Here is a 499-nt window from a genome sequence, read left to right on the forward strand (position 1 = left end):
TCATGGAGGCGTGGGGCGCGCAGCGGGAACTACGCGCAACGCAAGGGCGCAACCGGGACGAGACGACGAAGGCCCGGAACCAAGGGCGCAAGCGGGGAAAGCACGCGTACGGATACCGGTACGTCCGCCTCCACCCAAAGGCGGGCATCGATCACGTGGCCCTGGACCGTGGCGAAGAGATGCCGCCCGACGTACGCGAGCGGGAGAACGCGTGCGAGATCATCCGCGACGTCGCACGCTGCATCCTGTCGGACGAGACCGGCGAAATCACGGAGTACAGCGAGGCAGCCAGACTCACGCGGGCGGGTGTCTACTCACCCGCGGATCACGAGCGCGTCATGAGCGGCAGGGAGCCGCGGGGTGGTCCGTGGGATGGTGCTGCGCTGAAGAAGATGCTCGTGTCGGAGGCGGCTCTCGGCTATCTCATGCACCTGGAACGTCCCGTCATCGACGACAAGGGCCTCCCCGTCCGTGTGGCTCCTGGCCTGTGGAGCAGCGC

1 protein-coding gene is annotated in these 499 nt (G+C 67.5%); it reads left to right on the forward strand.

Annotated elements, in window-relative coordinates; all coding sequences use genetic code 11:
- Nucleotides 1-499: hypothetical protein (locus tag AC1DYK_RS35660; protein WP_478170562.1), on the forward strand; the 499-nt coding region annotated here is incomplete at both ends.

It is taken from the genome of Variovorax sp. P2_H12 (assembly GCF_056403395.1).